Annotated in this window: 19 protein-coding genes; 5 read left to right on the forward strand and 14 right to left on the reverse strand. The window is 55.7% G+C overall.

Going from position 1 to position 18,181, the window contains the following annotated elements; translation table 11 throughout:
* Window positions 1–38 precede the first annotated feature (38 nt).
* The 3 genes from gluQRS to BUA39_RS00240 form a co-directional block, all read right to left on the reverse strand.
* Entirely contained in the window at window positions 39–878 is an 840-nt protein-coding gene (gene gluQRS, locus BUA39_RS00225; protein WP_072791607.1) for a tRNA glutamyl-Q(34) synthetase GluQRS, read from the reverse strand.
* Window positions 879–905: 27 nt separating this feature from the next.
* Window positions 906–2,276, reverse strand: coding sequence for a methylenetetrahydrofolate--tRNA-(uracil(54)-C(5))-methyltransferase (FADH(2)-oxidizing) TrmFO (gene trmFO / locus BUA39_RS00230; protein ID WP_072789237.1), 1,371 nt, complete (start codon window positions 2,274–2,276; stop codon window positions 906–908).
* 429 nt (window positions 2,277–2,705) lie between these two features.
* Window positions 2,706–3,506 carry an enoyl-CoA hydratase gene (locus tag BUA39_RS00240; protein WP_072789243.1) on the reverse strand — a complete coding sequence of 267 codons (801 nt, stop codon included), beginning with the start codon at window positions 3,504–3,506 and terminating at the stop codon, window positions 2,706–2,708.
* A gap of 78 nt (window positions 3,507–3,584) precedes the next feature.
* Between BUA39_RS00240 and BUA39_RS00245 the strand changes: the two genes are divergently transcribed.
* From BUA39_RS00245 to rpsI, 5 genes are all read left to right on the forward strand, one after another.
* Window positions 3,585–4,001, forward strand: a complete 417-nt coding sequence (locus BUA39_RS00245; RefSeq protein WP_072789246.1) for a PaaI family thioesterase — start codon at window positions 3,585–3,587, stop codon at window positions 3,999–4,001.
* Between the two features lie 374 nt (window positions 4,002–4,375).
* On the forward strand, window positions 4,376–5,749 hold the full coding sequence (locus BUA39_RS00255) for an aminotransferase-like domain-containing protein (protein ID WP_072789252.1): 1,374 nt from the start codon (window positions 4,376–4,378) through the stop codon (window positions 5,747–5,749).
* A 102-nt stretch (window positions 5,750–5,851) separates the two neighbouring features.
* Entirely contained in the window at window positions 5,852–6,865 is a 1,014-nt protein-coding gene (locus tag BUA39_RS00260; protein ID WP_084604623.1) for an SLAC1 anion channel family protein, read from the forward strand.
* A 176-nt stretch (window positions 6,866–7,041) separates the two neighbouring features.
* Window positions 7,042–7,503 (forward strand): 50S ribosomal protein L13, encoded by a 462-nt coding sequence (gene rplM, locus BUA39_RS00265; RefSeq protein ID WP_072789255.1) that lies wholly within the window; start codon window positions 7,042–7,044, stop codon window positions 7,501–7,503.
* A gap of 2 nt (window positions 7,504–7,505) precedes the next feature.
* Window positions 7,506–7,994, forward strand: coding sequence for a 30S ribosomal protein S9 (rpsI, locus tag BUA39_RS00270; protein WP_072789259.1), 489 nt, complete (start codon window positions 7,506–7,508; stop codon window positions 7,992–7,994).
* 130 nt (window positions 7,995–8,124) lie between these two features.
* On the opposite strand, the gene BUA39_RS00275 is transcribed toward rpsI, so the two are convergent.
* The 11 genes from BUA39_RS00275 to guaA all read right to left on the reverse strand — a co-directional run bounded on the left by BUA39_RS00275 (window position 8,125) and on the right by guaA (window position 17,961).
* Window positions 8,125–8,511, reverse strand: a complete 387-nt coding sequence (locus tag BUA39_RS00275) for a hypothetical protein (RefSeq protein WP_072789262.1) — start codon at window positions 8,509–8,511, stop codon at window positions 8,125–8,127.
* On the reverse strand, window positions 8,508–9,125 hold the full coding sequence (locus BUA39_RS00280; RefSeq protein WP_072789265.1) for a TetR/AcrR family transcriptional regulator: 618 nt from the start codon (window positions 9,123–9,125) through the stop codon (window positions 8,508–8,510). Before BUA39_RS00280 ends, BUA39_RS00275 begins: the two co-directional genes overlap by 4 nt.
* Entirely contained in the window at window positions 9,118–9,987 is an 870-nt protein-coding gene (gene ppk2 / locus BUA39_RS00285) for a polyphosphate kinase 2 (RefSeq protein ID WP_072789267.1), read from the reverse strand. The genes BUA39_RS00280 and ppk2 overlap by 8 nt, the downstream gene beginning before the upstream one ends.
* Window positions 9,988–10,028: 41 nt before the next feature.
* A complete protein-coding gene (locus tag BUA39_RS00290; RefSeq protein ID WP_072789270.1) occupies window positions 10,029–10,982 on the reverse strand; it encodes an alpha/beta fold hydrolase in 954 nt (317 codons plus the stop codon).
* Window positions 10,966–11,889: a homoserine O-acetyltransferase MetA gene (metA, locus tag BUA39_RS00295; protein WP_072789273.1), complete on the reverse strand. Its 924-nt coding sequence runs from the start codon at window positions 11,887–11,889 to the stop codon at window positions 10,966–10,968. The genes BUA39_RS00290 and metA overlap by 17 nt, the downstream gene beginning before the upstream one ends.
* A gap of 45 nt (window positions 11,890–11,934) precedes the next feature.
* Complete coding sequence (locus BUA39_RS00300; RefSeq protein ID WP_072789276.1) at window positions 11,935–12,792, reverse strand: ATPase; 858 nt, start codon at window positions 12,790–12,792, stop codon at window positions 11,935–11,937.
* 115 nt (window positions 12,793–12,907) lie between these two features.
* Window positions 12,908–14,020 (reverse strand): outer membrane protein transport protein, encoded by a 1,113-nt coding sequence (locus tag BUA39_RS00305; RefSeq protein ID WP_110721796.1) that lies wholly within the window; start codon window positions 14,018–14,020, stop codon window positions 12,908–12,910.
* 101 nt (window positions 14,021–14,121) lie between these two features.
* Entirely contained in the window at window positions 14,122–15,012 is an 891-nt protein-coding gene (locus tag BUA39_RS00310; RefSeq protein ID WP_072789279.1) for a DMT family transporter, read from the reverse strand.
* Window positions 15,013–15,063: 51 nt separating this feature from the next.
* Window positions 15,064–15,981, reverse strand: a complete 918-nt coding sequence (locus BUA39_RS00315) for an NAD-dependent epimerase/dehydratase family protein (protein ID WP_072789283.1) — start codon at window positions 15,979–15,981, stop codon at window positions 15,064–15,066.
* A gap of 51 nt (window positions 15,982–16,032) precedes the next feature.
* Window positions 16,033–16,308: a putative quinol monooxygenase gene (locus BUA39_RS00320; protein ID WP_072791613.1), complete on the reverse strand. Its 276-nt coding sequence runs from the start codon at window positions 16,306–16,308 to the stop codon at window positions 16,033–16,035.
* A gap of 90 nt (window positions 16,309–16,398) precedes the next feature.
* Complete coding sequence (gene guaA, locus BUA39_RS00325) at window positions 16,399–17,961, reverse strand: glutamine-hydrolyzing GMP synthase (protein ID WP_072791614.1); 1,563 nt, start codon at window positions 17,959–17,961, stop codon at window positions 16,399–16,401.
* Window positions 17,962–18,181: the final 220 nt, after the last annotated feature.

Genomic DNA, 18,181 nt, shown 5'->3' on the forward strand with positions numbered 1-18,181 from the left:
CCCCAGAGTATTTTTGCAATGATGAAAAGGGATGGGCGTTAGAGGCCGATCATGACGCGAATGTCTGCGGGCGTGGCCCCTTCAGCGCGAAACTTTGAAATGGCACGCGCGTCATCCCGTTTGGCGAGACGTTTGCCGTTTTCATCCCTGATCAGACCGTGGTGGTGATAGGTCGGGATTGGCATGTCGAGCAGCGCCAATAAGATCACCTGAATCTGCGTGAATTCAAACAAATCCTCGCCGCGCACCACATGCGTTATGCCCTGCGCGACGTCATCCAATGCTGAGGCAAGGAAATAGGCAACAATTTCTTCGCCCTTGCGCGAGAGGACGATGTCGCCAATTTCGTCTAGGGCTTGTTTCGGATCAATGTGGTGCGTGCCTTCATAGCGCGGTCCTGTTTCGCGGAACACAACATCGCGATCAGACAAGAGATCCAGCGCGCGCTCCAGATGGATGCGCAGGGCATCGCCCGGTTTGCGATCTGACATGGGGCGATGTTTGCAGGTGCCGGGATAGACCTCATGGGCGACGCCTTCTTGCGGGGCGGCAAGAGCGGCGCGAATGTCGGCGCGGCTGCAGGAACAGGGGTAGAGCAGATCGCGTGCAGCAAGCTTTTTAAGCGCTGGATCATAGGCGGTGAGTTGTTCCGATTGGCGCAAGACCGGTTCGTCCCAGCGCAGCCCGAGCCAAGTCAGATCATCAATGATCTGCGCGTCCCATTCGGGTTTGCAGCGCTGCAGATCGGTGTCTTCCATCCGCAGCAAAAACGCTCCGTTCTGCGAACGCGCCATGTCATGCGCCACAATCGCTGAATAGGCGTGACCCAAGTGCAGAGGGCCGGTTGGTGATGGAGCAAAGCGAGTACGAAAGGCCAATTTTTTCAATCCCTTGTCAGGTGAAGTTCAGACCTTAATAGAACTTTCATTTGTGGCCAACCACGCCGTCCAATCGGCCTTTGCACGGTCGGTGTAAGCCTTATAGCGGTCCTTGCGTCCGCGCCGACCACCTTTCAAACCATCGACCGGCTGAAAGAGGCCGAAGTTCACGTTCATGGGTTGAAACGTCTTTGCCTCTGCCCCTCCGGTGATGTGATGCACAAGCGCGCCCATGGCCGTGTTCAAAGGTGCCGTTTCCATGGGTTGGCCAAGGATTTCAGCCGCCGCAAGACGCCCTGCCAACAGACCCATGGCGGCACTTTCAACATAGCCCTCGACACCGGTGATTTGCCCGGCAAAGCGGATATGTGGTTTGGCTTTCATCCGCATTTGGTTGTCGAGCAGTGTCGGGGAATTGATAAAGGTATTGCGGTGAATGCCCCCAAGCCGCGCGAAAGACGCGTTTTCAAGGCCCGGGATCATTTTGAAGACCTCGGTCTGCGCGCCGTATTTCATTTTGGTTTGAAAGCCGACGATATTCATTAACGTGCCCAACGAATTGTCGTGGCGCAGCTGCACCACCGCATGGGGGCGGTTGTCGGGATCATGGGGGTTGGTCAGACCGACGGGTTTCATCGGCCCAAAACGCAGGGTTTCGCGACCGCGTTCAGCCATCACTTCGATGGGTAGGCATCCGTCGAAATAGCCGGCGGTTTCGCCTTCGTGGAATTCGGTTTTGTCCGCGGCAAGAAGCGCAACGATGAACGCCTCATATTGGGCTTCGGTCATCGGGCAGTTCAGGTAGGCTTTTTGTTCGGCCTCCGTTTCGCCCTTGTCATAACGGGATTGAAACCAAGCAACGTCCATATTGACGGACTCGGTATAAACAATCGGCGCGATGGCATCAAAGAAGGCGAGGGAATCGGCACCCGTTTCCGCCTGAATCGCCGCGCCCAATCCGGCCGAGGTCAGGGGGCCTGTGGCGATGATCCAGTGGCCATCAGAGGGGAGTTCGGTGATTTCTCCGTAGTCCACCGTCACATTTGGGTGCGACTTCAAGGCGGCGGTCACGCTTTCGGCAAAGGGATCACGGTCAACCGCCAAAGCGCCGCCAGCGGGCAGGCGGTGTTTGTCGGCGGTCTGCATGATCAGACCATTGGCCGCGCGCATTTCCCAATGCAGCAGGCCAACGGCATTCTGTTCGTCATCATCAGACCGGAAGGAGTTTGAACACACCATCTCCCCCAGATTGCCGGTCTGGTGGGCAAAGGTTGCAACCTTTGGGCGCATCTCGTGGATCACCACTTGGACGCCCATATTGGCAGCTTGCCAAGCGGCTTCGGAGCCTGCCATGCCGCCGCCGACAATATGTAATGTGTTTGATGTGTTCTGTGTCATGTGCGCGACATAAGGCAGATCGCGCGTTTTGGAAAGGGGATCAGAGATAGGGGATGAGACGAAACATTTGGGTCGCTGCGGCGGTCCTGTCGAGGTCTGAGAGAGAGTTGACCCTGGAGGGACCGACCACCTTTCAGCGACCCAATGGTTCTTGGTACATCTGGGAAAGTCCATCTGGGAAAGACGGCTTGCCTGAAATGGTTATCGCACGGGGGCTTCGCGGCGACCAGCGTCAATTGGGAACAAATGTGGCACGAATTGGGAAACAATCACCTTGGTCGAAACTGATGTTGATTTAAGTTATTATTTTCAGTGGCTTGCTAAGTGTGTCGCCGTGAGCGTTTGCTGGGGTTTGACACAGTTTTACCATAATAAAAGCGGTTGATTTACCCCGTTATGTAATCTCGTGTGCCACATCACCCGTTGTCGCTACTGCGACCAGTTGGGCGCGCGTTTGTCCAAGAAGGCTTGAATACCTTCCTCGGTGTCTTGAAACAGCATGTTTTGCACCATGACGTCTGCCGCATAGTCATAGGCTTGTTCGGTTGGCATCGTGGCTTGTTTGTAGAAGGCTTCTTTGCCAATTTTCACGACACTGCCGAGCTTGCCGGCGACCGTTTCGGCCAGCTTCAGCGTTTCTTGATCCAGCAACTCCGGCGTGACAACCCGATTTACCAAACCGGCGGCTTCGGCTTCGGTTGCGGTCAGAAATTGACCGGTGGTCAACATTTCAAACGCTTTCTTGCGAGGGATATTGCGCGAAAGGGCCACCATCGGAGTTGAGCAGAACAGTCCAATATTGATCCCGTTGACACCAAAGCGGGTGCCTTCGGCCGCAATCGCCATATCGCAGGTCGCGACAAGCTGACAGCCCGCAGCGGTGGCAATCCCGTGGACCTGCGCAATAACGGGTTGGGGCAGGGACTGAATCGTCAGCATCAAATTGCTGCAACGTTGAAACAGATCGGCGAAATAGCTACGTCCTTTGTCGTCCGACGTGCGGCCTGCGGTCATTTGTTTCAGGTCATGGCCCGCACAAAAGGCTTTGCCTGCTCCGGCCAAAGTGACGACGCGGATCTTTGGGTCCGCTGCGATCTGGTCGAGTTCTGATTGCAGCGCCGCAAGCATCTCATCGGACAGGCAGTTTAGCCTCTCTGGCGCATTCATTGTCAGCTGTGCAATCGCGCCCGTGTCGCAACGTTCCAGAATTGCCATCTTGTCCTCCCTCATCTTTGCGGCAAGCCTAGGGGCCAGGAGCAGGATTGCAAAGTGGTGGCGGTACGAACGTCGCGGCATATTGGAGGATTGATGGAACTGACGATATCCGAGGTAGAAACCTATCTGGCGGAGGTGTTTCCCCAGATGCGCGGGGAGTTTCAGATTGATGCCTTGAATGAAGAGCAAACACTGATGCGCCTGACACCGGAAGAGCGGCACCTCAGACCCGGAGGGACAATCTCGGGGCCAACGATGTTTGCGCTGGCAGATGTTGCTGCCTACGTGGCGATCTTGGCCAAGATCGGGCGTGTCGCGCTGGCAGTGACGACGCATTGCTCCATTGATTTTATGCGCAAGCCACAGCCCGGCGTGGATCTGATTGCAGAAGGCACGATCCTAAAACTGGGGCGCAGTCTGGCGGTTGTCGATGTGAAGCTGCGTTCAGAAGGGCAGGCGGATGTGGTTGCCGCCGCAAGTCTGACCTATTCCATTCCGCCCAAGCGGTAGCAGAAAAAAAAGGCCGGGGACAAGCCCCGGCATAAGTCAGATCTGGCGTCCGACGGGGTTTGCGTCCGCCAGAAGGGTGTGGTTGCCCAGTGCAACCGCGAAATCGGGAGTGACACCGAGATCGCCAAACGCCATTGCATCCGTAGGACAAAGCACGGAAATGCGCCGGCGCATATCCACGGTTTGATGGCCTGCGCAGTTCAAAATGCCCTGTGCGATCCGGAAGAGGTGGTGGATCGCTGGCGGGCGGAACTGTGGGTCGCAAAACGCACGTTTGCCGCGGAAACCCTCTGAATTGTATTGATACAAAGCTTCAGGTGTATTACGGATGTTGGGTACAATGCGGAAATTGTTCGGTCTAGGAAAACATTGTAATGGGTACAAATTGGCAGCCGTTGTTAGCGGAAACCGGACGCGCGAAATACCGCGCTTTGGCCGACAGCATCACCAAAGGCATCGCTGAGGGCACGCTTGACCCGGGCCAAAAGCTACCACCTGTGCGTGAACTCGCCTATCGGTTGGACATCACGCCGGGCACCGTTGCGCGGGCCTATTCGATCCTTGTGGAGGAGGGCGCGCTGGTCGCGGGAGTCGGGCGTGGCACCTATGTGGCAGACAGCCAGCCAAAGCTGCAGGATGAAGACGCCGGCGCGATGATCGACTTTTTCAGCCCGCGTATACCCAACCTTGGACAAGAGGATTTGCTGCGCGATGCACTGCGCAAAGTAAGTTCAGAATTATCCTCTAATGCCTTGATGCAATATCCAAAAAGGGAAACGAACCTGCCTGCTCGCAATGCGTTTATGGCCTGGATGCAGGACGCGCCGATAGGGCACTACGGGTTGGATGACATCGTGATCACCCATGGCGGGCAGAACGCGATTTTGCACGTCATGCAAGCGGTGCTGCGCGGGCACGATCCGGTGGTTCTGGTAGACGAAGTCACTTTTTCAGGCTTTCGTAAGGCCGCCGAACTTTGCCGCGCCAAGGTTGTCGGCGTGCCCTGGGACGGCGAAGGACCCGACCCGCGCGCGCTGGAAGAATTGGTACAATCCACGGGGGCAACGCTCTATTGTACCTCTGCCGAAGTGAATAATCCGACCACACGCGCAACAACGGCCCGGCGCAGACGCGAGATCGCCTCAGTGGCGCTGCGACACGGGCTGCATGTGCTGGACGATGATTGTTATCATACTGGCTCCCATAGCGCCGAAAGCTATCGTGCGCTGTTGCCGGATCTGGGGTGGTACATCAGTTCGCCATCAAAGCTGGTTTCGCCCAGTCTTCGGATCGGCTTTACAGTACCGCCACGTGGCTGGGTCGGAGAAATGTTGCGCAGCGTGCAGTTCAGCCACTTCGGCGTCTCAAGCGTGCTGACAGAAACATTCGCCCATCTGATGACCAGCCCGAAGCTGCCCGCAATCATCGACAAGGTGCAGGCCAAGATCAACGCGGATTTGCGCTATGTCGTGAATCAGTTGGGCGGCTATCCGATCCGCTGGCGCAGCAATGTGCCGCTCGTTTGGGTCGAATTGCCGGTGGGATGGCGCGCACCCGCCTTTGCCCAAGCGGCAGAGGCGCGCGGGGTTGAAATGAAATCGGCGGATGAATTCACCCTGCGCGAAGGGCGCGCAGTACATGCGGTGCGCATCGCGCTCAATGGGCAAATGGCGCAGGCGCGGTTTGAAGAGGGTATTCGTATTATTCGTATGCTGCTTGATAATCCGCCGCGCAGTTTCACGACATAGGGTCTTGGCTGCAAAACAGGTGCGCATCGGTCGCATGGATAATACATTCAAATATCAATATGTGAAACCGACAGCTCACAGAAAACCGCCCCGGAGAACGCAATGACCAAAGCTGCCTCGACCGACAATCGCGACGCCAACACAGCGGATGCTCCGACAGAGCTGTCGATCGGGCTGCAGCATTTTCCTGTTGCGTTCTTTGCCGTTTCGATGGGCCTATGGGGATGGGCGCTTGCCATGTGGGCGGGGGCAGCACATATCGAAACCTTGATGCCGGTGGCGGTTGGTCTGCGGGCCATTGCCACCATCGCTTTCATCGCAATCCTAGGCACATATGGGTTAAAGGCGCTCCGTAACTTCGCAGCCTGCCGAGCTGAATGGGCGGTGCCGCCGCGTCTCGCCTTTTTTCCAGCGATTTCTATTTCGGTTCTGCTTGTGTCCATGGGCTTTCTGCCAAGCCACCCTGATATCGCGGCCATTCTCTGGCCGGTGGGCGCTGCATTGCAGGGGGTGCTGACGCTCGCCGTGATCTCCAGCTGGATCAGCCACCGAGCGTTTGAAACGGGTCAACTAAGTCCAGCATGGTTTATCCCGGCCGTTGGGAACGTGATTGTGCCAATTGCCGGGGCACCGCTTGGCTATATTGACCTGTCTTGGTTGTTTCTTTCGGGCGGGTTGATCTTTTGGATCGTGCTGCTGACGCTGGTCATGAACCGGCTGATGTTTCACAACCCCATGCCTGGCAAGCTGCTTCCGACGCTTGTCATCTTGATTGCGCCGCCCGCCTTGGCGTTTCAGGCCTATGTCGCGCTGGTCGGCACGCTCGACCCATTTGCGCGCATTCTTGTCAGCGCAGCCTATGTGTTTGCGCTGTTGGTCCTGATCCAATTGCCGCGATTTCGGCATTTGCCCTTCGCGCTGAGTTGGTGGGCATTAAGTTTCCCATTGGCAGCATTGGCGACCGCATCCTTCAAGATGGCGGAGGTGGCGGGCAAGCCGATCTACAACAGTATTGGCTTTCTTGTACTTGCTGTGCTTTCGGTCGCAGTCGTAGCACTTTGTGTGAAAACGTTGCGCGGCCTCCTAAATGGGGTCTTTTGGCGGCCAGAGGTGTGAGTTTTATTGGGGTAAAATAATACCTATTTTTTATCGTGTTGTTTTCAAACAGTTATTTTGACTTAGACGCGCTTGACTGTGTTATCCACACCTTTATAACCCGCCCATCGCATTCAGGCAGGTCGATTCACTTTGGTGAGGGGGCCTGTCCGTCAACCAAACTTAGGTAGACCATTATGAAAACCTTCTCTGCTACTCCGGCAGACATCGAGAAGAAATGGATCATCATCGACGCCGAGGGCGTCGTGCTGGGCCGTCTTGCTTCGATCGTTGCCATGCGCCTGCGCGGCAAGCACAAGCCGTCTTTCACGCCACACATGGATTGCGGCGACAACGTTATTGTCATCAACGCTGATAAAATTCAGCTGACCGGCAAGAAACGCACTGATAAAAACGTATACTGGCACACAGGCCACCCAGGCGGCATCAAGTCCCGCACTGTGGGTCAGATCCTGGAAGGCCAGTTTCCAGAGCGTGTGGTAACCCAAGCGGTTAAGCGCATGCTGCCAGGCAACCGCCTGTCCCGCCAAATCATGACCAACCTGCGCGTTTACGCTGGTGCAGAGCACCCACATGAAGCGCAAGCGCCAGAAGTTCTGGACGTTGCGTCCAAGAACTCTAAGAACACGCGGAGCTAATCATGACTGATCAAATCAACTCCCTTGAAGAGCTGTCCGCAGTTGCAGGCGAAACCGCTGTTGTTGCAGACGTTGCCGCACCTCGTGAACCCGTTCGTGACGAACTGGGCCGTTCCTACGCAACTGGCAAGCGTAAAGACGCTGTTGCCCGCGTTTGGATCAAACCAGGGTCCGGCAAAGTCGAAGTTAACGGCAAGCCCATGAACGAATATTTCGCACGTCCGGTTCTGCAAATGATCCTGGCGCAGCCGTTCTCTGTTGCAGGCGTTGAAGGTGAATTCGACGTTTACGCAACCGTGAAAGGTGGCGGTCTGTCCGGTCAAGCGGGCGCGGTCAAGCACGGTATCTCTAAAGCGCTGCAGCTTTATGAACCATCCCTGCGTGGCGCGTTGAAAGCCGCTGGCTTCCTGACCCGCGACAGCCGTGTTGTTGAACGTAAGAAGTTCGGTAAGCGCAAAGCGCGTCGTTCCTTCCAGTTCTCCAAGCGCTAATCGCTGGCTGGCATATGTTTACGTAAAGGGCTGCCTTCGGGTGGCCCTTTTCGTTTATGTGATGCGGTACATGTTTTTAGGGACAAACCTCAGATCTTATTAGAAAAAAGGGTAGATTATTAATGTTGCTTTAGTTCGAGGTGCACTTGTTTCGATGAACCCAGCGATATCGCTTTATATTGTTCTGAAGTAAGCGTTCTTCAACACAGATACTATTTACTGCATCTGACGCAATCACTAGAGACGTCGTGGATGCAAAGCCGAATTCTCCATCCGGCAGTTCTATTCGGGCCGTGACCGAGAACCCGCTTTCATCACTCATATCCTGAATCGAAAGTACATCGGCATAAGTATATCCCAAGACTTCGTAGGGCCGTGGATGAAATGCAAAGTAGAAAATCAAGCAAGCTGCAATGAGCCCAAATACCGAGTTGAGTGCCTTCGGATGTTCGATAAAGTATATTTTTAGATTAATGTATTGTTTTTCTGAAAGAATTTTTCTGAGAATAAATTTCATGAATCCGGCTTAATCAATCCCAAACCGCGCAAATATACCCCAATCCCGGTTTCCAGCAAATCTTCTGGCGGAAACGGGCTTTGGCTACCAGGGGAATTTCTTGCAAAAAGTTCGACGACTCCGTGACTCATTGCCCAGATATGTGCCGAAAACATGCTGGCTGGGGGGCGTTTTTCGGGGGGGATGTGTTCTGATAAGTCCGCAGCGGCGCGTTCCATGACCTCTCGAGCGCGGGCGGCTTGGGCCGCGAGTTCTGGCGTGCGGTTTACGGAGACGCCGCTTTCAAACATCGCAATGTAATGGCCCGGGTATTTGCGGGCAAAAGCAAGGTAAGCGCGGCCAGTGGCCTCAAAACTAGCCAAGGCAGAAGGTTGCCCCTTGTCATAGGCGAATTTCATCAGGTCAGCGAAGATTTCATAGCCCTGTAGCGCTGCCTCGGCGATCAGGTCTTCGCGGCCTTCGAAGTGGCGATAGACTGCTGCCGGGGTCACACCCGCTTGTTTGGCGGCCTCAGACAGGGTGAAGCCGGTCGGGCCTTTGGCCTCAATCAAGGTCAACGCGGCCTCGACCAAGGCTTGGCGCAGGTTGCCGTGGTGATAGCCGCGCTTAGGCATGCCAAATGTCCTTGCCGCCGCAGATCAATTCATCACATGCCCCAATCGCGCGCGCATCTTTGCGGGCGTAGTCGATGCGCGTCAACACATGGCGGATCGCACTTAGACGTGCGCGGCGCTTGTCATCGCTGCGTACCACCGCCCAAGGCGCTTCTGGAATATCGGTGCGTTCAAGCGTTTCGCGGATGGCAGCGCTATAGGCGTCCCATTTCTTAAGGCCCTCTACATCAATCCAGCTGAGCTTCCACTGTTTCAGCGGGTCACGCTCGCGCTTTAAAAAGCGGCGTAGCTGTTCGGCGCGGCCAACGTTGAGCCAAAACTTGAAGAGGATCACGCCGTCTTCGACCAGCATACGCTCAAAGTCCGGGACCTGCGCAAAGAAGTGTTCGCGCTGCGCATCAGTGCAGAAACCAAAAACCTTCTCGACCACGCCGCGATTGTACCAACTGCGGTCAAAGAACACGATTTCGCCCGCTGCTGGCATGTGCTGCACATAGCGTTGGAAATACCATTGGCTTTGTTCTGTATCCGATGGTTTGGAAAGCGCCACAACGCGGGCCCCGCGCGGGTTCAGGTTTTCCCGAAAGCGTTTGATGGTGCCGCCTTTGCCCGCTGCGTCGCGACCTTCAAATAAAATGGCAATACGCGCGCCGCTTTCTTTGGCCCAGGCTTGCAGTTTGACCATTTCGATTTGCAGCGCCGCCATGTCGCGTTCATAGGCTTTGCGGTTCAGACGTTCGGAATAGGGGTAAGAGGCGTCAATGATGTCCCCCTTATCGGCAAGCTGGATGGCATTGCGAATGGGGTCCGGTGCTTCGGATTCGTAAAAACTGCTGATCGCGCCGTCAAAGGGTAGCTCCATCGGGCCTCTCCATTTTTTCTTAATATGGCAATGGGATGGCGTCAGTGCAATGCAGCGCGGCGCGCCGCGCGATCAACCGCTGCAATGATGTCATCCTCGGCAACATGATGGGGCATGTGGCCAATGCCGCGCAGCACGGTCAGATTGGCGATGTCCAACTGTTCATTCAGAGGGCGCGAATGGATCTCCAAACCAACAGTTGTATCGGCATCACCATGCACCAGTTCGGTGGGCACTGTGATGGCATCATAGCTTTTTGAGAGCGCTTGGATCTCACCCAGCAGGTCCGCGCGTTGCTGCGCATTGGCAAGCAGGCTTTGGCGGCGCAGGGTCAGGCCGGGGCCAAAGTGTTCGGCGTAGCCTTCGGGTGCGGATTGGGGGGCAAAGACGCTTTCAACCTCATGTGTCACACGCTCGTTACTGACCCAGGCGGTCAGAACCGGCGCAACTAAGGGGCCGAGCACAGGGTGGGACATGATCTTGTAAAAAGTCGAGAGGTCAGAGGTCCAAGGGATCGACGGTGTCGAAAGCGCCACTAAGGCAGAAAGCGTTTCGGGGTGGTTGACCGCCCAAGCCAGAGCGACAGAGCCGCCATAGCTTTGGCCCAGCACAATCGGTTTCTCCGCGCCAAGCTGCGCTGCCGCATTCTGGAGCAGCGCGGCTTGACGGTCGATTGTGGGGGTGTCGATCACATCCGTATAGCCCAATCCGGGACGGTCAAAGGCAATAACACGATAGCTTTGCGCCAGCCCGTCCATCAGAGAGAAGGTGAAATCTCGGGTGCTGCCAGAGGCCCCGTGGATCAGGACCAGATCAGGCCCTGCGCCACGCACAACCGCGTGAACCGCGATGCCGTCGACCGTAAGCATCTGGCCTTCTGGCGGATAGGCCGCTTCGGCACGCGCCTCATTGCTGCGCGCCTTCCAAAGGGTGAGCACAGCAAAGGCCACGGCCACAATCAGAAGCAAAATGAACAGTTTAGCTGCCAATTTCATTCATATCGTAGAATGTGGTTTCGTAAACTTCGGTGATCCAGTTCCCATAAAGCAAATGCGCATGGCTGCGCCAACGGTTCTGCGGCGGACGCGAGGGATCGTCGTCGGGGTAGTAGTTGATCGGCACGTTGATTGGCGTACCTTCGGCCACGTCGCGATCATATTCCTGCTTTAGCGTGTCGCTGTCATACTCAAAATGATTGAAAATATAGAGCGCACGGTGCTTGCTGTCTTCGACCAGACAGGGGCCAGTGTCGTCGCTGCCAAGTAAGGTTTTCAGGGCAGGGGTCGCGTCAATCTCTGACTGTTTCATCTCTGTCCAGCGGCTGACAGGGATCACGCAATCATCTGAGAAACCACGCAAATAATGGCTCGACGGATCGAGGTTCTTGTGCCGAAAACAGCCAAAGGCCTTTGCGTCCAAGATGTGTTTTTTCACACCATGGAAATAGTTGATCATCGCCATGCCACCCCAGCACACGCCAAAGGTGGAATGCACATGGGTCTGCGTCCAGTCAAAAACCTCGCAAAGTTCGTCCCAATAGGTGACATTCTCAAAAGGCAGGTGTTCAATCGGCGCGCCGGTGATGATCAGACCGTCAAACTTTTCACCGCTGGCTTTGACTTCGGCAAAGGAGCGGTAAAATTCTGCCATATGTTCGGCAGCTGTATTCTTGGTCTGATGCTCGCTCATGCGGATAAGCGTCAGTTCGATCTGCAAGGCGGTGGCCCCGATCAGACGTGCGAATTGGTTTTCGGTCTGGATCTTCTTGGGCATCAGGTTCAACAGCCCGATGCGCAGGGGGCGAATGTCCTGCCGCGCGGCCTGATCTTCTGACATGACCATCACACCTTCGCGCGAAAGCACGTCGAAGGCAGGCAGGTCAGAAGGCAGCTTGATGGGCATTGGACAAATTTCCTATATCTTGGAACGCACTATGTAGGGCAGTTGTTATGCGTGCTCAAGGGCGTCGGCGATCAGTGCTTCAAAGTCTGACGCAGATGTGACCTTGCCCACGTCTTTGGCATCCACGGTGAGGCCCCATTTTGCCATGGCTTCGTAGCGTGGCTGGCGATGCGCCAGAGCCTGCGCATAGGTCCATCGGACAAAAGCATCAGGGTCGACCTCAAGCGGCCCACAGCCTTCTTTGGCCAGATACTCTGCCCAGCGGTCATTCAGGAAACCTGCCTGATAATACATTGGTTTCGGCGCACGATCGAAGCGGCGGATCAGCTCTTCGGTATGGGCCTCTGTGCCTTTGATCCAGACCATCAGCGTGTGTTCTGACAGCGTTTTCAGGACCAGATCATCGGGGTTTTCCGGGTCCACAACCTCGCAGATCGACCCGCTCGTGTCACAGATGAAATTGTCATAGCCATAGAGCGACTGTGCGCGATTGATGAAATGCACCGTGTCGAGCATGGCGGCCACCTCGGCGTCATGGTGCAAGCATTGGCGGCGCATGTATTCTTCGAACGGAACGCCGCCCTTGTCGGGATTGCCGGGCTTGCCGAGGTAAGTCGAAAGCGGCGCGAGGTTGTTGAAGGTGATATTGGAGCCGATGTAGATGCTGTCGCTCAGCAAGAGTTCCCGCAGAAAGGGGACTTTCATCGCTTCGGTCTTGGCATTGTCGGCAATATGCTCGCCCATGTATCGCGTGCCGATGCGATAATCGACGGAATAGTGAAACCAATTCCCAGTGCCGCGCAAGATGTTGGAAAGATGCGTTTTTCCAAGCCCTGACATGCCAAAAAGCAAGACTTTCTTTTGCTTGGCTTTGCGCCAGTCATCTGCGGATTTGTAGATCATCGCTGCGCCTCAACTGTGGTTGATTGTTGGTAGCGGGCTAGACTGCTGTGGTCAACAATCCGCAAATGCAAAGCCCCGCCATTCGGGCGGGGCTTTGTGTCGTTTGGGTTAGGGATCAGAAGCGATAGCGGATTCGCAGGCCCGCACCAACGGCGGTGTTGTCGGTGAAACTCGCAACCGCTGTCGGGGCGGCGGCTGAAACCGTGGTGGTGGCATCGCCGATCCAGATGTAGCTGATACCACCTGTGATCTCCATCTGACCCTGCTTGTACGTCGCACCAATGGTGACACCAGAGCGGCCATTGAGGGGACCAAGGTTGGTGTAGTTCCCGGCATTGCTCGGCTCATGTGTCAGCGAAACAGCCCCGGACCACGTGTCGTTGAACCGGCGACCCACACCAAGCGTGTAGGTCACGGTGTCGCTTGGGTAGCTGACCAGCGGCGCGCCGAACGCTGTTGTGTAACTTGTCGGGGAAAGGTCAAACTCCGACCAATCCACCCAACGTGCGCCCCCAAACAGCAACGTGTCTTTGGCAATGCCGGTCTGAAAATCCAAGTTAACCGACTGCGGCGTTTCGTAGGACAGGGTTGATGCCCCCGGCACCGCACCGCCCGTTTCAACAACAGCGTTGTCGTGTTTGATGGCAGAGTTGTAGGTCAGTGCGATGCGCAGGGCGATCTCTGGCTTTTCATAAGCGACACCGGCGACATAGCCGAGGCTGCCGTCTGTTTCGCTTTCGACGTTGTAGCCCGCAAATATCAAGTTCGCTTCGGCGCGCATGGTTTGATAGCGCAACCCGCCAAAGACGCTGACGTTTGCGTCGGTTGTGTATTTCAAAAGGCCTGTCAGAGCGTTGCTGGCCAAAGTCGCAGAAGACCCTTGCGCGAAATAGCCGGTGCCCAGCGGGTAGGCAGTGTTGGCCCCGAAGGGTTGATCGTAAATCAGCGCAAAAGAAAGCCGGTCAGAGAAATCCTGTTTGATCGCAAGACCAGCGTTTGTGTAGCTTTCTGCCAAGTCACCCGAGGCAATGCCCGCTGCGCCAAATGGGGCGAAAGCACCCGTCGTTGCGCCCGAAACTGATGGGTTTACCGACCCGAAACTCAGTTCGACAATATTGCCTTTTTCAAACAAAATCGCTGTTGATTGCGCCGTGCGCTCGATCCCGCCCGCCGATGCGGTTGTCGCTGCCAGCGCTAGGCCAGCCGCAACTTTCCATGCCCGTATCATTCCACGCCTCCCCACGTGTTAAAAAGTGAAGCGAAGCTATGGATCAGTTGACGTGCACGTCAACTATGACCACGCGTTAAACTGGTTGGTCTAACCTTGGGTCAGTCTTTGGCTACGGCGCGCGATGCAACCACGTTTGATTTCATTTCTGATACGATATTCAAATAGTTGCCGCCGAAAATTAATGCAGCACCTAATAAGACAAATATGTCAATTGGTTCGTCATAAAACACCGCGCCGACCACAGCGATGGCAGGTAAACGGATGAAATCAATCGGTGCACAAACCGAAGCTGGCGCCAACTGCAGGGCTTTGGAAATGCAAAGATGGGCCACCAAACCGGTCGCCGTGATTACCACCAAAGGCAGGATCAATTGGGGCGACGGCAGTGTCAGACCGCCGTCAAAGCTGGTGATAATCAGCCCCAATGTGGCTTGCATGATCACCATCTGAAACAGAATGGCCGAGATGCTTTCATACGCCAAAAGCTTCTTTGTGAAGAAGTACGGTAATGCAAAGCCGATGGCGCATCCCAACGCGGCCCAAACGCTGGGGCCAATGGGGACGGCTCCCGGGCGGGCCACGACTAAGATGCCGACAAAAGCCACGCCGGCTGCAACCAACCCCGGCCAGCGCAGCTTGGTGCCCAGCATCAGCGGGGACAATAGGATCACCCAGATCGGCGTTGTGAATTCAAACGCAAACAGTTGTGCCAGTGGCATCACTGTCAGGGCGTAGAACCAAAGGTTTTGACCTACGAAATGCGACAGGTTGCGCGCGCTGTGCATGCGCCAATGCCGCAGCGAGATTTCATGCCAGCCACGCCGCAAACAAAGAACGAAAGCCATCACGATGGCCCCAAGGAAGCTGCGGTAGGTCATCATTTCAAAAGTATTGAGTTCCACGCTTGCCGCGCGTCCGGCCACGGCCATGCCCATAAATGAAACAATTGCCCCGCCCATCCAAAGCGCAGCCCCAAGATATGCGTTCATGAAAACTCCTCTGCCGTGCAGGGTGTCCTAATTCGCGTCTTGGGAAAAGGACTATTTGCCGGCCGCGGTGCCTGTGACGCAAAGATGGAGCGCTTGATCTGCTGTCAAAGGCGGCGTCCAGCCACAATCGGTTGCGGAAAATTGAAGCGATTCAAACAGTTGCTCATAAAGGTAAGGGCGGCGCACCAATGTCGCACCCGCTGACATCAAGGGTTTAGGCACCGCAAAAAGCCGACGCGGCTTGCCCATCGCTTTGCGCAATTCGGTGCAAATGCGTGTGGTGCCAAGATCATCGTGATCCGTGGCAAGGATCACCTCTGGCGTGTCGTCAGATTGCAGGCAATGCCGGATCAGATCGGCCAGATTCTGTACAGCGATCATGCTGCGTCGGTTGCCGACGAAGCCAAAAGGCAAGGGGTAGCCGCTTTGGCAAAGCCGCATCAACTTGCGCCAATTGCCCGGCGCGTGTGGGCCATAGACCAGCGGAACGCGCAAAATGGTGCTTCGCATCGGGCAGGCTTGAACGATGGCTTCGGCCTCTAGCTTGGCTTGCCCATAAGCGGTGTTTGGGGCGCTCGGGTAATTCAGCGCGATAACCTCGGATGCCTTTTGCAGCCCATAGACAGCCACGGTCGACAGAAAAACAAAATGCTGAACACCGGCCGCTTCGGCCTGTCGCAACAGGTCCGCTGTGCCATCACGATTAGCTTTTCGGTGGTCGTCCAGTTCCGTTTTCGGGTCTTCTTTACTGTGCACCCGCGCAGCGCAATGCACCACAGCTTTGGCCCCGGACAGAACCTTTGACAGGTCGCCCATCTCCATCAAATCAAAGCCATGCACCAGACCCTTGGTGGGCTTGCGGCAAAGACCAACCGGATATTCGCCTGCAGCAGCCAGGGCTTGCATGACATGGGTGCCAATAAACCCGCTGGCACCTGTTACAACAATATGTGGTTGTTTTTCAGTCATTTGGGGGTGGCTCGCATTGGCGTTCAGAACGGTGTGTTCCTTGCAGGAAACTTAGATCAGTTCTTCCATTTTGAACTTCCGAGGTATATCGCGTGTGATCTCGGCCCAATGGGATAGCGCGGTGCGGTCCTGATGGCGCTTGAACGCATCCAAATTCATGAAAGTTTCGTCGACTTCCAAACGGAAGGGCACCGACTCACTTTGCTTGACTTCAAATGCGACGTTTCCGGGTTCTTGTCGGGTCCGCTTTATATGTTCGGGAAGTGCCGCGATGACCGTTGCAAAGCGGTCTTCGGGGATGTCGATATAGCCTGTCAATTGAATCATGGTGTCTCCAAATTTCACGAATGCCAGTGCCAGTCGTTTCAAAAGCACAAAAGCCAAGCGCGTGGTTGCGCTTGGCTTTGTTGGTTCAAATCATTCCCACTCGATGGTGCCCGGAGGCTTAGAGGTGATGTCATAGGTGCATCGGTTGATGCCTTTGACCTCATTGATAATTCTTGTGGCGGTTTCGCCGAGGAATTCGTGGCTGAATGGGTAGTAATCCGCGGTCATGCCATCCACCGAGGTCACTGCGCGCAGGGCGCAGGCGTAGTCATAGGTGCGGCCATCGCCCATCACGCCCACGGTGCGCACAGGTAGGATCGCAACGAAAGCCTGCCAGATGTCATCATAGAGACCGTGCTTGCGGATCTGATCGATATAGATCGCATCCGCTTCGCGCAGGATGTCGAGCTTTTCGCGGGTGATTTCGCCCGGACAACGGATCGCCAGACCCGGCCCTGGGAAGGGGTGGCGGCCGATAAAGCTTTGCGGCAGGCCGAGTTCACGGCCCAAGGCGCGCACTTCGTCTTTGAACAGTTCGCGTAGCGGCTCGACCAGCTTCAGACCCATCTTTTCAGGCAGGCCGCCCACATTGTGGTGGCTTTTGATGGTCACGGATGGACCGCCAGAGAAGGACACGGACTCAATCACATCAGGATAGAGCGTCCCTTGAGCAAGGAACTCTGCGCCTTCGATGGTGTCCGCGTGTTTCTGGAAAACGTCGATGAACAGCTTGCCAATGATTTTGCGTTTGGTTTCTGGGTCAGACTGCCCATCCAGCTCACCAAGGAACAATTCCTGCTCATCCGCGTGGATCAACTGCATGTTGTAATTGTCGCGGAACATGGTCACGACTTCTTCGGCTTCGCCTTTGCGCAACAGACCGTGGTCAACAAACACACAGGTCAGTTGGTCACCAATCGCTTCGTGGATTAGAACCGCAGCAACGGAACTGTCGACGCCGCCTGAAAGACCGCAAATGACTTTCTTGTCGCCAACTTCCTCGCGAATCTTTTCGACCATTTGTTCGCGATAGGCGCCCATGGTCCAATCGCCTTTGAAACCAGCCAGACGCACGAAGTTTTCATAGAGCGTCGCGCCATTTGGCGTGTGGTGCACTTCCGGGTGGAACTGCACCGCGTAGAAGTTACGCTCCAGATCTGCCGTGATGGCAAAAGGGGCGTTGGGTGAGGTGCCGTAGACCTGAAAACCCGGCGCAATTTCAGAGACATGGTCGCCGTGGGACATCCAGACCTGTTCGGTCTGCTCAAGGAACCATCCCGTCAGCAAATCGATCCGCTCTTCACTTGGGGTGACATAGGCGCGGCCAAATTCGGCAGTGCCATGGCCACTTTCGACCTTGCCGCCCAATTGGTGCATCATCACCTGTTGACCATAGCAGATGCCCAAGATCGGCACGCCGTAGTCGAAAATCTCTTGCGGGGCGCGTGGGCTGCCCTCGCGGGTGACACTGTCCGGGCCACCGGAAAAGATCACCGCTTTGGGGTCCATCTCGCGCACGAAATCCATCGTGACGTTCTGATAGGGGTGGATTTCACAATAGACGTTCAACTCGCGCAGGCGACGCGCAATCAGCTGCGTGACCTGGCTGCCAAAGTCGATGATAAGAAGGCGGTCGTGGGATGTCTCTGTCATGATGGCCGCATAGGACAAAGCACCTGATTTCGCAAGCGCCATGACGGGCTTGGCCACGTGTTTGTTCCCGGAAAACGCAGTTCGTTGGCGGAAGCTGTGCAAATGCGGTGAAAACAGCCATTGCGCGATGCAAGGTGTCGGCCTGCTAGCCCGGAAAATGTCAGGGACCGCGAAATTCGTAGATGTCGCTTTTCCCCCAATTGCGCCGCTATTTTCCGTT

The sequence above is a fragment of the Cognatishimia maritima genome, from assembly GCF_900129685.1.
In the GTDB taxonomy this organism is placed as follows: Bacteria; Pseudomonadota; Alphaproteobacteria; order Rhodobacterales; family Rhodobacteraceae; genus Cognatishimia; species Cognatishimia maritima.

Bases quoted from the DNA above. Each gene is read 5' to 3' on its own strand.
- trmFO (WP_072789237.1), bottom strand. From the start codon at position 2,276: ATGACACAGAACACATCAAACACATTACATATTGTCGGCGGCGGCATG.
- BUA39_RS00240 (WP_072789243.1), bottom strand. From the start codon at position 3,506: ATGAGGGAGGACAAGATGGCAATTCTGGAACGTTGCGACACGGGCGCG.
- BUA39_RS00245 (WP_072789246.1), top strand. From the start codon at position 3,585: ATGGAACTGACGATATCCGAGGTAGAAACCTATCTGGCGGAGGTGTTT.
- BUA39_RS00255 (WP_072789252.1), top strand. From the start codon at position 4,376: ATGGGTACAAATTGGCAGCCGTTGTTAGCGGAAACCGGACGCGCGAAA.
- BUA39_RS00260 (WP_084604623.1), top strand. From the start codon at position 5,852: ATGACCAAAGCTGCCTCGACCGACAATCGCGACGCCAACACAGCGGAT.
- rplM (WP_072789255.1), top strand. From the start codon at position 7,042: ATGAAAACCTTCTCTGCTACTCCGGCAGACATCGAGAAGAAATGGATC.
- rpsI (WP_072789259.1), top strand. From the start codon at position 7,506: ATGACTGATCAAATCAACTCCCTTGAAGAGCTGTCCGCAGTTGCAGGC.
- BUA39_RS00275 (WP_072789262.1), bottom strand. From the start codon at position 8,511: ATGAAATTTATTCTCAGAAAAATTCTTTCAGAAAAACAATACATTAAT.
- BUA39_RS00280 (WP_072789265.1), bottom strand. From the start codon at position 9,125: ATGCCTAAGCGCGGCTATCACCACGGCAACCTGCGCCAAGCCTTGGTC.
- ppk2 (WP_072789267.1), bottom strand. From the start codon at position 9,987: ATGGAGCTACCCTTTGACGGCGCGATCAGCAGTTTTTACGAATCCGAA.
- BUA39_RS00290 (WP_072789270.1), bottom strand. From the start codon at position 10,982: ATGAAATTGGCAGCTAAACTGTTCATTTTGCTTCTGATTGTGGCCGTG.
- metA (WP_072789273.1), bottom strand. From the start codon at position 11,889: ATGCCCATCAAGCTGCCTTCTGACCTGCCTGCCTTCGACGTGCTTTCG.
- BUA39_RS00300 (WP_072789276.1), bottom strand. From the start codon at position 12,792: ATGATCTACAAATCCGCAGATGACTGGCGCAAAGCCAAGCAAAAGAAA.
- BUA39_RS00305 (WP_110721796.1), bottom strand. From the start codon at position 14,020: ATGATACGGGCATGGAAAGTTGCGGCTGGCCTAGCGCTGGCAGCGACA.
- BUA39_RS00310 (WP_072789279.1), bottom strand. From the start codon at position 15,012: ATGAACGCATATCTTGGGGCTGCGCTTTGGATGGGCGGGGCAATTGTT.
- BUA39_RS00315 (WP_072789283.1), bottom strand. From the start codon at position 15,981: ATGACTGAAAAACAACCACATATTGTTGTAACAGGTGCCAGCGGGTTT.
- BUA39_RS00320 (WP_072791613.1), bottom strand. From the start codon at position 16,308: ATGATTCAATTGACAGGCTATATCGACATCCCCGAAGACCGCTTTGCA.
- guaA (WP_072791614.1), bottom strand. From the start codon at position 17,961: ATGACAGAGACATCCCACGACCGCCTTCTTATCATCGACTTTGGCAGC.